Annotated in this window: 13 protein-coding genes and 1 pseudogene; 3 read left to right on the top strand and 11 right to left on the bottom strand. The window is 35.6% G+C overall.

All coding sequences use genetic code 11. The features are described 5' to 3' along the window. Positions 1–326 precede the first annotated feature (326 nt). The 5 genes and pseudogenes from MJG50_RS21420 to MJG50_RS21400 form a co-directional block, all read right to left on the bottom strand. Positions 327–938: pseudogene (locus MJG50_RS21420) on the bottom strand (histidine phosphatase family protein). A gap of 79 nt (positions 939–1,017) precedes the next feature. After that, complete coding sequence (locus tag MJG50_RS21415) at positions 1,018–1,929, bottom strand: gluzincin family metallopeptidase (protein ID WP_240257817.1); 912 nt, start codon at positions 1,927–1,929, stop codon at positions 1,018–1,020. Between the two features lie 475 nt (positions 1,930–2,404). Beyond that, positions 2,405–3,820 carry a DUF4179 domain-containing protein gene (locus MJG50_RS21410; protein ID WP_240257816.1) on the bottom strand — a complete coding sequence of 472 codons (1,416 nt, stop codon included), beginning with the start codon at positions 3,818–3,820 and terminating at the stop codon, positions 2,405–2,407. Beyond that, on the bottom strand, positions 3,813–4,352 hold the full coding sequence (locus MJG50_RS21405) for a sigma-70 family RNA polymerase sigma factor (protein WP_240257815.1): 540 nt from the start codon (positions 4,350–4,352) through the stop codon (positions 3,813–3,815). Before MJG50_RS21405 ends, MJG50_RS21410 begins: the two co-directional genes overlap by 8 nt. 246 nt (positions 4,353–4,598) lie before the next feature. Then, on the bottom strand, positions 4,599–4,991 hold the full coding sequence (locus MJG50_RS21400; protein WP_240257814.1) for a VOC family protein: 393 nt from the start codon (positions 4,989–4,991) through the stop codon (positions 4,599–4,601). Positions 4,992–5,313: 322 nt separating this feature from the next. Between MJG50_RS21400 and MJG50_RS21395 the strand changes: the two genes are divergently transcribed. Further along, positions 5,314–5,772 (top strand): LytTR family DNA-binding domain-containing protein, encoded by a 459-nt coding sequence (locus MJG50_RS21395; protein WP_240257813.1) that lies wholly within the window; start codon positions 5,314–5,316, stop codon positions 5,770–5,772. Further along, entirely contained in the window at positions 5,769–6,179 is a 411-nt protein-coding gene (locus MJG50_RS21390) for a DUF3021 domain-containing protein (RefSeq protein WP_240257812.1), read from the top strand. The genes MJG50_RS21395 and MJG50_RS21390 overlap by 4 nt, the downstream gene beginning before the upstream one ends. A gap of 265 nt (positions 6,180–6,444) precedes the next feature. Here the strand turns inward: MJG50_RS21390 and MJG50_RS21385 are convergent, their stop codons facing one another. The 4 genes from MJG50_RS21385 to MJG50_RS21370 form a co-directional block, all read right to left on the bottom strand. Further along, positions 6,445–7,239 carry an SDR family NAD(P)-dependent oxidoreductase gene (locus MJG50_RS21385; protein WP_240257811.1) on the bottom strand — a complete coding sequence of 265 codons (795 nt, stop codon included), beginning with the start codon at positions 7,237–7,239 and terminating at the stop codon, positions 6,445–6,447. Positions 7,240–7,274: 35 nt separating this feature from the next. Beyond that, a complete protein-coding gene (locus tag MJG50_RS21380) occupies positions 7,275–8,273 on the bottom strand; it encodes an AraC family transcriptional regulator (protein WP_240257810.1) in 999 nt (332 codons plus the stop codon). Positions 8,274–8,479: 206 nt separating this feature from the next. After that, positions 8,480–9,025, bottom strand: coding sequence for a GyrI-like domain-containing protein (locus MJG50_RS21375; protein WP_240257809.1), 546 nt, complete (start codon positions 9,023–9,025; stop codon positions 8,480–8,482). 290 nt (positions 9,026–9,315) lie between these two features. Continuing rightward, entirely contained in the window at positions 9,316–10,335 is a 1,020-nt protein-coding gene (locus MJG50_RS21370) for an alpha/beta fold hydrolase (protein WP_240257808.1), read from the bottom strand. A gap of 135 nt (positions 10,336–10,470) precedes the next feature. On the opposite strand from MJG50_RS21370, the gene MJG50_RS21365 reads away from it, so the two are divergent. Beyond that, positions 10,471–11,379, top strand: coding sequence for a LysR family transcriptional regulator (locus tag MJG50_RS21365; protein WP_240257807.1), 909 nt, complete (start codon positions 10,471–10,473; stop codon positions 11,377–11,379). 277 nt (positions 11,380–11,656) lie between these two features. Here the strand turns inward: MJG50_RS21365 and MJG50_RS21360 are convergent, their stop codons facing one another. After that, positions 11,657–12,076, bottom strand: a complete 420-nt coding sequence (locus MJG50_RS21360; protein WP_240257806.1) for an NUDIX hydrolase — start codon at positions 12,074–12,076, stop codon at positions 11,657–11,659. 249 nt (positions 12,077–12,325) lie between these two features. Further along, positions 12,326–12,880, bottom strand: coding sequence for a hypothetical protein (locus MJG50_RS21355; protein ID WP_240257805.1), 555 nt, complete (start codon positions 12,878–12,880; stop codon positions 12,326–12,328). Between the last annotated feature and the right edge of the window lie 237 nt (positions 12,881–13,117).

Raw genomic sequence — 13,117 nt, 5'->3', positions numbered from 1 at the left:
CATGTAAATTAACTTCTTGCTGTTTGGGATTTAGATGTTACAAGGTTTTTAAACTGTGGGGCTTAGTTTGTGGGCGGGGACAGGGCGGTTTCGTGCTAACGTGCATATAATTTTGATATCGTGCAAATATTTGAATTATCGTGCATATGTTTTTATGAGCGTGCATATCTGGATTTTACCGCGCATATAATCAGATGAGCGCGCATATTGGGAATTTTGATCAAGGGTAAGCTTACTATTTGGCCCGGTTTATGTTATTTTCTGCAAATACATAACTTTTTACGTGTGCTTTACCCTGAATTATATCTTGATTAGTAAGTTTATTATCAAAGGTGCTTATGAGATATATCCCCTTCAATAACTATCCTAGGTGCATTTTCACCTAATTCGACTATTGTAAGGCTTGTATCGTGTATAAAAGGTGGCTGCCATAACTCTACAATCGGTAAGTCCTTGAAAATTGATAGTAAACTTTTTATCATTACTGAATGGGTAACGATAAGTATATTTCCATTTGGATAATCAACCTGAATCCTTTCTAAGACTTTCAATGCCCTTTCTCGAACCTCATTAAAATTTTCTCCACCTTCTGGGATAAACTAATGTGGGGCATTCCAAAATTTGTAAATCCCTAAAGGATTAGTTTCTCGAATAGATTCAAGAGTTTTTCCTTCCCAACTTCCCATATTCATTTCTCTAAGGTTATCGTCCAAGATTAAAGGTATTTTTCTATTTCCTTTTATTAATTCAGAAGTAAGCTTTGTCCTTCCACTTGGGCTTGAATATACAGCAGAAAATTCAATTTCCTTCAATCTTTTGTTTAAGGACTCTGCATTTCTCACTCCAATTTCCGTCAGACTTGAATCCAACCACCCCTGCATTCTATCTTCCGTATTCCATACTGTTTCACCGTGTCTTGTAATATAAAGAGTCGGCATAATTAGTTCCTCCATTGATAATTTACCTATTCAACTGAAATCAAAAACTATGATACCACTTGGGTTATAATCAAAAATATTATCTTTCAAAAAATGCTGGATCGATTAAATCCAAATTTCTTATATTGAATCGCATCACTTGTGAACTTAACTCATCCTTAGAAAGTGGTTCAATGTTAAAGGTTACATATTCAATCCATTCTTTTTCTAAATCTTCAAGGGTTTTATTATAAATGGCTTCTAACTGCTTTTCTAATTCTGGGTGATTATAAATAGCTTCAAATTTTTCAAAACCGTAAGTGTCAATTAAATAAGTGACAAAAGAACCCACTTGTACGTATCCTATCCAGTTCAATGTAATACTTTGATCTGAATAGATTTTACTTATAAATATATCATTGGCTATTTCTAAATCTACCAATTTAAAAAGAGGAATATTTTTATTTCTTTCTAATAAATAATTCATCTTTTTATGAGCAGGGATGCCATAATTAAAATCGTATACTTCACCTATCTCATATTGAAAATATTCTGCAAGGCCTTCTTGAGTTAAATATCCATGTGTATAATCAAAACTTTTACCAACACCTAATAAGGAATGTGTTAATTCATGGACAAGGGGATAATCATTCCTGTAACTTCGATACAAATAGATACTCTTTTTGTTACCAGTGTAAGACTTTTCAAACCCTTCTTTCAAATAAATATTAATTTCGCTTGCTCTTTCAAAATCTGAATTAATCGAGGCTGAAATAAAATCATATGCTTCAAGCGTTTTTGATTCTATACTTTCTAATTCTTCATTTGAAAGATTCGCTATATTATATAATTTAAAAGACATTTCATCATCAATTGATTCGAAATGATACGTTTTAACAAACCCACTGTTCTCCCTATTATTTTCAACACCTTGATTTTTAGCAGTAGGTTCACATCCGAATAAAAAAAGAAGTATAGTAACTAAAAATATACTTATTTTAAATTTCCTCATTTTAAATCCCCCCTATTTTTGCAAAATATAAATACAAAATGTTGCAGTATTTGGCAAGTGAAAAATATTTTTGTAATGTAAAATTAGTTATTAATTGTGTAACCTCTTTGTAAAATAATATCACATTTTACATAATTTTATAAATCTTCATGAAAATTGGTTGTTATTTAAATGAGTATTGCGATTAATTGATCCACTTATGTGGAGTTTTAATTCTGCAAATGCGGATGCTAATTTAATTGTTTCTTGTTAAACATCACTCCATCTTTAGTACACTGACTTCTACAAAAAAGTGCATCAATCCTTCTTGGATCAATGCACCTAACGGTTAAACTTATCCTCATTTATAGTTCTATTAATAATGAAATCTTGCCATTTACTATTTTAGGAACCTTTTAGACAGTACCTAATTATCTCTCCAATAAATTAGAGAGGATTCCGGCTCGGGTTTCCTAAAGTGAACTACTATAACTGTTTATTTTCCGCTGACCGGAAGTTCAATAGTAAATGGTTTTAAATCTTCAAAAGAGACAAAGGTTGAAAAGTCGAATAGTAAGATAGTATTTTCCAGCTTAAAGTTCTTTATTTTTTCATCTCCGTTTAAATCGAATGTAGATTGATAGTGTGCTGTTTCTTTATCAATCATTTTTACTTTGTTAAATGGAATTCCATGGTTTTTAGGAGGCCACGCATTTTCCGGGTCAATTTCTGACATATATTTCTCATCCACTAACCAAAAAGCATATTCCAAGTTATTTTTAATAATATCTAGTCTATCTTGACTCAATTGTTTCGGAAGCCCTGTAATTTGATAATCTACTACTAGTTTCTCTCCGCTTTGTGTAACATCATTTACCTGTAGGCCAACGTTAAGGCGCTCGCTTTTTACAATAAACGATTTCTTATCCAATAGCTGCTCTACTTTTGGAACTGCTATATTTAATTGCGGATAAAAGGTTAGTGAAGTAGCACTAGAATGTAGCTTGGTCATCTCTGTCCGAACGGTACTATGATATCCATCTCCTTGTTCAGAATCCTGGAGGACTGTTTTGTTTCCAAACCTATATACATTTCCTTTATCATCAACAGCTTTTGAAATAATAATGTCATCACCCTTGTATTTTTTCACAGTCTCATAAACAAATGAAGATGAAGCTTTTGCTGTAAGAATTTCTTTCATACGGATTTTGACTCCATCTTCCGGGTAGCCTTGCTCATGATTTAAGGCAAGTGTCGTATTTTTATCTTGTTGAATAGGTATATTAAATTTCCATTCACCTTTTATACCATTGATATTATGAATCGTGATAGGGAGCGTGAAATTCTCATCGAATGATTTATATGGATATTTCATTTTCCATTGAAAGTTATATCCATTGTCTACTTTCTTTATGTCTGTTGACTTTCCATTTAACCAAGGATCATGATCCCCTTTATAGTCTTCAAAGTTAGCATCAAAACTTACTTCTCCTTTTTCATTTCTTCCATTTTCAACTTCTTCGCCTACAAATCCTGTAATTGACACCACAATGCCATCAAAGTATGCACTAGTTAATTTGACAGTCAATCCATTTTTTGTAATGGCTTGATTTAGTTCAGTAACGGCATTTTTATTAGCTAAATCAATACCCGTTGAATCGTTAAATTCCTGAAAGATTGCACCTATTAAGGGTGCGTTAGCTAATACATTATTCATGGTAGGATTAAAAAATCCGGAGGCAATAGTGATTCCAAGAATAGCAGCCGTAGTCACTACACCAGTAAGAACTTTCTTTTTCTTTCCGTTTCCTCGATCCAAATCTTTGTTTACCCCATTGGAAATGGCGTTAAAAACTTTTTCCTTTGGCACAGGTATTTGTTCAATTGCATCATTGAGTTCTTTGTTATCCATGGCATTTATCCTCCTCACTTTTATAAATCCTTTTTAACTCTGCTTTTCCTCTGCTTAAATATGTTTTAACGGTATTCTCTGGGATTTCCATCACACTACTAATCGTTTTGATCGAGTAATCGTAATAGTAGAATAATATAATGGCTGTACGATAATTCAGTCTTAGCTGCTGAACGGCATGTAGAAGCTGTGAAGACTCTTCAATGTTTGAATTCGATTCATCCGGTAAGTTCGCTAATAATTCATCACTCATTGGAATGACATTGTCCCTTTTCTTTATCAAATGTCCAGCACATCGAATCACAATTCTAGTAAGCCAGGTCGTAAAATACTCCGGATTTCTTAACGAGTTGATAGATGTATAGGCCTGATAGGTAGCCTCCTGGACCACGTCCAATGCATCTGCTTCGTTATGTACATAAAGATAAGCAGTCCGATAGATTCTTTCATAGTGATGTTGAACCAACTTTTCAAAGGCGTTTTTGTTACCTTTGATTGCCTTTTTAACTAATCGGTGGATTTTAGCTTCCATCAAATTTCCCCCTTCACCTATTAGTGGACTCTATCATCAATAAAAGTTTCAAGAAATTGAGATTTTTTTCAATAACATGCAGATAATACCCCGCTCAAAAAAATAAATAGAAACCATTATTGGTTTCCGCTATCTATCCTTTTCTAAGGATTTACACTTTTTAGCGTGTACTTCAACAAAAAAGTGCATCAATCCTTCTTGGATCAACGCACACGTTTGGTTAAATATCTATCTTCACAACCTTTACTACACCCATCCACCTACCTTAATCCCAAAAGCTATCCATCTTCTATCTATATCTTCAATGACGAATTCTTTATTATTGTAATCAGTATGATCTAAAGAGCGGACTATCTTCACATTAGAATTGACCAATTCTTTTTGAAGCCCCTCTTGATCTTTTGTAATAAAGTAAGCATCATACCCATAACCATATAAATCCCTATTTGGAATTACCTTTTGTCCATTAGTTTTGGTTAAAATAATCTCTGTTGTATCTCGATACAAACAAATATGAGGTTCACTCGCATTTAGATAATGTACAGCCTTAAATCCCATGTTCTGTTCATAAAAATTTGCGGTTTTTATTATGTCTGGAGTTGGGAATACACAGTGTGATTGTAATAAAAGGTTCTTCATTTTCTTACTCCTTACCTATTTGTTTTCTATATCCTTTCTATATTCCTTAACCCCTTCTAAAATCCTTCTTTTACGATCCTGTTGCGTTAGTTGTTATTTTCGTTAAACGGAGCATGGGATTTGTTTTATGTAAGTCACCAACTATTTTCTACTCGTTACCCTCATTTCCCATCCACTTACTGGAATGATACAGACTAAAAAGTAATTTCCTCATACAATTTGATTAGATAGTTAATGAGGGGAGGAAAGAAAAAGAGAATTTATTGACAGACATCGAGGGCTGAATCGAATATACTTTTAGGTGAAAAGAGGTGTCTGAAATTTGAAACTTTTCCTTAATATTGACAAAGAACTTAAAGAAACGAGAGTCACCATCGAAGGGCCAGAGTTGGATGAAAATATACAGGAACTCATTGACTTCATCTATGGAAGGGAGCAACAATTCCTAATTGGGAAAAAGGGAGAGATGCAATATATTCTCAAACCGGATGACGTCCACTATTTTCATACTGAAAATGATCATATTATCGCCGTAACCGAAACAGATTCTTTTATTTTAAAAGAGAAATTATATGAGCTTGAGGGCATGCTCCCTTCTAAAAAATTTATCCGCGTGTCTAAATCGGTTATCGCCAATTTAAATCAATTGAGCCGTTTTGAAGCATCATTCAATGGTACACTCTGCGTTTACTTCAAATCAGGGAAGAAAGAATATGTTTCTCGTACCTATGTCCCTGCGATTAAAGAAGCTCTAAAATTGAATAGGAGGAAGGTAGATTGAAAACTTTTATTATTCGTAGTTTTATTGGTATTTTCTTCGGAGGCTTTTTGGCGGTTTTAATCACCAATTTGACTATCATTTTCGGTGGCCTCGAAATAATTGATGGCCCATTATTTGTAAAAAACTCTATCGGTTCTATTCTCTGCGGCTGGTTTTTTACAGTTAGTCCTTTATACTTTGAAAAGAGGAATTTGAAACTTTCCCAGCAGACCATTCTTCACTTTTTAACCGTCACGAGCCTATACCTCATCTTGGCACTTACGATCGGATGGATCCCATTTACTATCATAAATATTTTGTTAACACTCGTAATATCCATTTTCGTCTATACGATCTTTTGGGTTGCATTTTATCTCTACTTCAAAAATCAAGCCAGGAAATTAAATGATTGCTTAAAGAGGCTATAAGGAACTGGGATTGCTTATACGCTAGAAACAGAATGGTCTTGAGGTCTATGGATGGCCCGTATGCACGTAAATGTTTAGCCCAACTAAACTTCTGAAAGAGGGAGTCCATCAAAATAAGAGCCTCCCTCTCTTAGGGTGTGTTAATCCTTCTTGGATCAACGCATCCTATCGTTTAAACTTATCCTCATTTATCGTTCTTTCAATAAAGAAATGCTGCCCCTTTTGTAACATTAAATAAACAAGCTACTAAAAAGTAGCTAGTAAATTAATAAATGGTAGGAACCATTCCTCCATCCATTCGGATTGGGGATCCCTTAAATGCAGATGCATATGGACTACATAAAAATGTAGTTAGTCTCCCTATTTCCATCGGTTTAATAAATCGCTGTATTTCAGATTGAGGTAGATTATTAATCATAAATTGTCTTTCTTTTTCTGGAAAAGGCATTTTATCATCATTGTAAATACCCTCAATAATTTGTTGTACATTTTCAGAAAGTGTTGGTCCAGGCATAATCGTATTGATTGTAACCTCGGTTCCTTTTGTTAATATAGATAAGCTTTTTGACAATGATAAGAGCATGGACTTCGTCATACAATACTGAGGCATCTGTCCAGAGGGCATTACTGCTTCTTCACTCGCTATAAAGATAATGCGGCCATCTTTATTTTCCAACATTTTAGTTAAATAATATTTGGATAATCCATTAGCAGCTAATACGTTAGTACGAAAGTATTTTTCCCATATTTCATCAGTAACATCTGCATATTGCATAATTTCATATATTCCCATGTTATTAACTAAAATATCAACATTGGGGAATTTTTCAAATAAGGCTTCTCTTTGCTGGGCATCAACAATATCAGCTGTAGCATTTTGAGGAGAAGTAGCTGGGTAAGCTGATTTTATTTCCTCTACAGTCCGCTCTACCTCTTCATAATTACGTCCATTTATTAGGACATTAACACCTTCTTTTGCAAGTTCTATGGCTATTGCTTTCCCTATACCTTTGGTGGAGCCTGTAACTAAGGCTGTTTTATTGTTTAATCCCATTTCCATCATATATTTCTCCTTTACTTTCATTTAAAGCAGTTTCAATTTATATGTTGAGTACGCCATTTCAAAGGGGTATTACCCTCCCAACAGCGAAAGGCTCGATAGAACGAGCTCTGATCATGATAGCCTACAAGAAACGCCACTTCTTTAATATCTAAAGAAGGATTTGCCAAATACTCTTTTGCCTGTTCATGGCGTGCTTCTCTCAACAGCTGCTTGAAACTTGTTTGTTCGTCAGTTAGTCGACGCTGTAAGGTACGTTCGCTCATTCCCAATTCACTTGCTACATCTTGTATCTCTAGTCGTTCTCCTGATAAACTGCGTTTCAAGATCCACTTAACTATTTCCGTTATAGAGTGACTGCGTTGCTGCTCTTCCAAAGTTTGGTCCAATACGGGAGTTAATATCTCCAGTAATTCAGCATTGTAAGAAGCAAATGGTCGATCCAAATCTTCTCGATGCAATGTCAATCTGTTACACTTAGCACCCATCTGGATAGGACAGCCAAAGTAATCTTCCATTCCTTGTACTTGATTCATTGTATGTTTAAATTCAACCAATCTCGCTTTTAAAGGCAAACCAGTACCTCGTCGTCCAAGCTCTAGTAAAAAAGCAAGTGTAGTTGCAATAAGTAATGGTGGACCAGGTTTATCAGTATCCAACCATTCTACTTCGACCTTACAACTTCCGCCTTCTTCCACAATTCGAATATTTTCAGGAGGACACATTTCTTTGTAACGGGCCATTCTCTTTAGGGCATACCGATAGTCACGAGCATGGTAAGCTGCCAATACAGATGGTGGATATTGAGCTGTTTCAAATACTGTCGGTAGCATAATTATCCCATCCTCCGTATCACAGATAATATCGGAATATGCTTGCCATATTGCGAAATATTGCTCAGTAGTAACAACAGATTCAGTAATTACGGTAAGAGGCATTTTTGCTTTCCTAACCACATCTTGAGTCGAAATTCCAAGTCGATTCAGTCCTGCCCAAAATCCATCCGGTATTTTAATACGAGTATGTGAAGTCATATATTACACCTCTCATCTATCCACACACTAACAATGAGCGCAACTAAGTTTGTTAACGGGATAATTATTTCATTTTACTTATATCATCTGGTTCTGTAACTAGCATAAAACGACAAAACACTAGCAATAGACGCCAATTAATTAGTGAACTTCTAGTATACAGGTACACTTGAACCTTGAACAAACCCGTCAGTTCTTGAATAACTTCAATAAAAAAAGTGCATTAATCCTTTGATCAACGCACCCATTTGTTTAATAAGAAACCATTTTTTTTTTACAATCGGTATATAAATATCAAAATGCGGATCATTCGGATCACGATCAACTGGACAATGCTCATGTTTAATCGGTATATATGGATCATAGTAATCTACACCATTTTCTCTAAATGCGGTATAGGCACTATCAAATAACCATTGATGTAAATCCGTATAGGTCTTTTGTATATCTTCTCCTTTGTGATGTGTCGTCTTCACATACGTCCATTCAGGAACCGATATTTCAATCATCCCATCAGGAATTTCCTGCTCCTCGCTCACTTCATACACCGCGTAATGTGCGAATCCATTCTCAATTACATGATAAGATAGACCTAATTGAACATTAGGATTCACCTTATTCTCTAACTCATCGGCCCGATCTTCAATTTGTTGAATGACGTTTTTTAAATTCGGTACAATCTCAGAGAATGTTCCCTCCCATTTTAATCCTACTGCCCGATAGGCCGGTAACGTTATAATTTCATAACTCAATTTATTCCCTCCCCTTTCTCCTAACGCGTCATAAATTCCCATTAACTAAGCTGCTTAGTTAGTTTAATAACTTCAACAAAAAGGTACATTAATCCTTCTTGGATCAATACACCTTTTTATTTAAGATTTTCTCTCAAGCACCCACATTTTTGATACATCTCGATATCCCAATTTTAAATATAAAGGATGACCGATCTGACTTGAAATAAGTACACCCTCTGATGAGATGTTAACTTATTTTTTGGTTGTCCACTCTTACATTTCCTACCGCAATAATTACTCATGATGATTTATCCGTTTGGATTAAGCGCCAACAATCGTTTTAGGTTATCATCGATAAATTTATTATCAACACTGTTAATTCCGCGACCCGCAAAATGGCCCCAAATAGATTCGATAGGATTAAAAACAGCATTAGGTATAAGCTTAGCTTCGTATTCGTTATCGTCCGAAGTGCAGAAGAGATCCGTACTCCCTGGCATGACGTAGGTTAGTGCTTTAATGTTTTTTAGCGCCTCATCGAAATCTCCGTTATAAGCAGAATTTGCGCTAATATCTGCATTTTGGCCTGTCCATAACATGGCGAGTACATTGTGCGGGTCCATCTTCATAAAGCTATCTTCCCAAACGCCAGCCACAAAATTTTCTAATGAGTCGAATCCCATATCACGATAAAGTTCCTCTCTGTAATACGCCTGTGATAGGCCCCATCCCGCATAGACACGGCCAACGGTACGCATGTCTGCAGATGTCAACTCGTTTAATTTACTTGAATCGAAGCTAATTGCAGCCATGAGCGCAGCTTTCATTCCGTCAAGGACGACATACGTTTGCGGCCAAGTCTTTGCACCTCCACAGAAAGGTGCAATTCGTTCCACCATATCGGGGTAACTTGCCCCCCATTGGAATGATTGAATGCCTCCCATTGACCATCCAACTACGAGTGCAATCTTTTGAATACTGAATTTTTCAGTCAGCAGCCGATATTGGAATTTAACATTGTCATAGATGGTTACCTGCGGAAAATTAGCCCTGTCAAATGGAGGTGACGTGTTACTAGGAGACGAAGATAATCCATTTCCCAGTAGATTTGGAACAATAATAAAATATTCACTCGGATCTAGTGCCATGCCATTTCCAATCAGCCATTCATTCTGAACATGTTGGTCGCCGAAAGCAGTAGGATAGATGATGACATTATCTTTCTTTTCATTCAATTCCCCGTAGGTTTTATAAGCAAGAAAAGCGTTCGGCAATATCACTCCTGATTGCAAAGAAACGTCACCCAACTCAAAAATTTCGTAATCCATTGTCTTGTTGCTCCTTTCAAAGTGAAACCCAAAATGTATTTCTTGTTGTAAGTATAATCCTGTGATAACCTCAATAAAAGTGAATGAAATTCAAAGTAACCTTCAATAATATTGAAAGTTCAAGGAGGTAGTATGATGGAATTACGCCAACTAAATACATTCCGCACGGTTGCTTCAACTTTAAATTTCAGTCGGGCTGCGGAGGTGCTAAACTACGTCCCCTCTAACGTCACGATGCAAATAAAAGCTTTGGAGGATGAGCTTGGTGTTCGGCTCTTTGACAGATTGGGCAAACAACTCGCGCTCACAACTGCGGGTAAGCGCTTTTTAACTCATGTCCAAAGTGTTCTAGACAAATTGGACGAAGCTCGCAGTGCCGTTCATGATAATGAAAATCTAAGCGGTACTCTTACAATAAGTGCTAACGAGGTTCTTTGTGCTTATCGGCTTCCAATTGTCTTTCAACTTTTTCGTTCACGCCACCCAGGAGTTCGGCTCATCTTCCGCTCTGTTCCAAATCAGGAACTCAAGCAAACGCTCTTTGAAGGAACCGCTGATGTAGTCTTTATGCTGGACGAGACTATTCTCTCAACAGGGCTTACGGTGGAACCTTTGCTGGAAGAAACTTTCCGCTTTTTCGTCTCTCCAGATCATCCTCTCGCGAAACGAACAGTACTACAGCTGGAAGATTTTCACGGAGAAGTGTTCCTAGTCAATGAAAAAGGCTGTACCTATCGAACCATGTTTGACCGCTCATTTGAGAAAAAGGGCATTGATGATATTACTTATTTAGAGTTTCAAAATGCCGAAGCTATTAAACAATGTGCAATTTCGAGAATCGGCATTGCCTTTCTTCCGGAAATAACAGTGGAAGCCGAAGTTGAACGGGGTGAACTTGTTGTGCTTCCTTGGAAAATTCCAGACTTGCACGTATATACACAAATGGCATGGCATAAAGAAAAGTGGCTTTCACCGATCATATTATCTTTCATAGAAGCAGCAAGAGAAGTTATTGCTATAGAAGTGGAGAATAAAACTGTTTAGTCTATTTGGCGATATTCTCATATCTTATGTAAGTTATCTAATGGGTACTTTCTCTTATTAAATTTAATATTTTCATACAGTAATAAGGCATCTTGGTGTGAAAAATAAAGATGCCTTACTTATGCTTAAATGGCACTGAAATGGCCTCCGATCATTGATCAAGAACAATTCCGAAATAAAATAATTTGCTGAAATTGATTTTCAATTTTATAGAATAAGGCATTAGAAATAGTTTTAATCCGTTAGATAATTGTTGAGAATTGTCATTTTAAATTTCTCATTTCTTCATAAAAGCGAGTGTTTTTTCAAATAGCTTTGGTTGTATTTCTGAATACGTAATGTTGTCAGGGGGACTTACAAACAGTCTGACTTCATCAATTTCTGAAACTGGCATTTGTCCAAATTCCTTTATCCTCGCATAATATAACCTTCCATACGTTTTAGTACCAGAAACATCCATTGAATAATCACAAATTGGTATTAAATCAACACCCTTACAACCAGTTTCTTCAAACAACTCCCTTTTGGCTGTTTCCTCTATTGTTTCTCCCCATTCCCTATGACCACCAGCAATTTCCCATGTACTTCTATCTTTATGTCTAACAAAAACCCATTTCCCATTATAAATAGCACTTATTACCGCAAATTTTAACTCCATATCATCTATAGCATCTAATTCATAAAACTCGATATTCAACTTTACACCTCAATTTTTTTAAGCATCTAGAATCCATTAGTGCTGAGATCAATTTCCGCACAAGACAAGTATTGAGTATATAAGAAACGCTGATAAAACTGCACCAGAAAAAATTAAAGGTCCTGTATCATCGTGCTTATTTATAATCTGTTTTATTAGAGAAAACGTAACAATAAATAAGAGAAACCCACTAATAATCGCACCCCAAAATAAGAACAAATTTCTCCTCTCCTAACAACTTTGATGTATTTAATCAATATTCTTCATCAATAAATCAAGCTCTTCTTCAAGTGATGTACCACTTTGCTTCTTTGTAATCTCGAATGGTTTTTGATAAAGACAAGCATATTTTAACGCTAGAAATCCATCAATAGGAAATGTGTAATTTTGCCACTCTTGCCGATAACCTAATATCCCCCGTTGTTTAATAACTCGATCTAATTCTTTCACTATACATAATACAAACTCATCAAAGTTACATTTTGTCCTTAATACTGTTCTGGGGAAATTAGGATTCTTTTTTCTATCTGCAATTGGATTTTGAATTTCTGTAATGGTAATTTCTAAGTCTTCAAAATCACGCTCCAATTCCCAACGCAATAAATAAGGACCCGTATGCCACTCTATTCCTCCATTCATTTTGGGGAAGGCACCATCTTTCCAACTTAATTTACATAACGGATGTATGGATGCTACATATGAAACAAAATCTCCAAGAGCATCTGAATGAAAAGTAGGATAAAACTCAAATTTTTGTTTGTTAATCTCCAAAACACATGTTGCATTGCCACTTCTAATATCCATATACGAAAACTTCAATTAGACCATCTCCCACCATACTTTAGCTCGTACTATATATTTCTTTAAGACAATCATTTATTCCTTCTTACTTTAAGCCTACCTTTAATTTGATGACATTTATTAAGTCCTCTATCACAAATGATCGCTGTTTTAACAAAAAAAGTGCTAAACCCTATGGTTTAGCACTTCAGATTGTCGACAAAAGGCACCGAGAGGAATCCCTCTCGGTGCCGTTTGTCA

Source organism: Fredinandcohnia quinoae, assembly GCF_022427965.1.
Taxonomy (GTDB): Bacteria; Bacillota; Bacilli; order Bacillales; family Bacillaceae_L; genus Ferdinandcohnia; species Ferdinandcohnia quinoae.
This window is presented reverse-complemented; position numbering and strand designations above follow the sequence as displayed.

What these genes read in the sequence shown, in the direction of transcription:
- MJG50_RS21370 (WP_240257808.1), bottom strand. Translation starts at nt 10,335, where the DNA reads ATGGATTACGAAATTTTTGAGTTGGGTGACGTTTCTTTGCAATCAGGA.
- MJG50_RS21385 (WP_240257811.1), bottom strand. Translation starts at nt 7,239, where the DNA reads ATGGAAATGGGATTAAACAATAAAACAGCCTTAGTTACAGGCTCCACC.
- MJG50_RS21355 (WP_240257805.1), bottom strand. Translation starts at nt 12,880, where the DNA reads ATGGATATTAGAAGTGGCAATGCAACATGTGTTTTGGAGATTAACAAA.
- MJG50_RS21415 (WP_240257817.1), bottom strand. Translation starts at nt 1,929, where the DNA reads ATGAGGAAATTTAAAATAAGTATATTTTTAGTTACTATACTTCTTTTT.
- MJG50_RS21380 (WP_240257810.1), bottom strand. Translation starts at nt 8,273, where the DNA reads ATGACTTCACATACTCGTATTAAAATACCGGATGGATTTTGGGCAGGA.
- MJG50_RS21365 (WP_240257807.1), top strand. Translation starts at nt 10,471, where the DNA reads ATGGAATTACGCCAACTAAATACATTCCGCACGGTTGCTTCAACTTTA.
- MJG50_RS21410 (WP_240257816.1), bottom strand. Translation starts at nt 3,820, where the DNA reads ATGGATAACAAAGAACTCAATGATGCAATTGAACAAATACCTGTGCCA.
- MJG50_RS21405 (WP_240257815.1), bottom strand. Translation starts at nt 4,352, where the DNA reads ATGGAAGCTAAAATCCACCGATTAGTTAAAAAGGCAATCAAAGGTAAC.
- MJG50_RS21400 (WP_240257814.1), bottom strand. Translation starts at nt 4,991, where the DNA reads ATGAAGAACCTTTTATTACAATCACACTGTGTATTCCCAACTCCAGAC.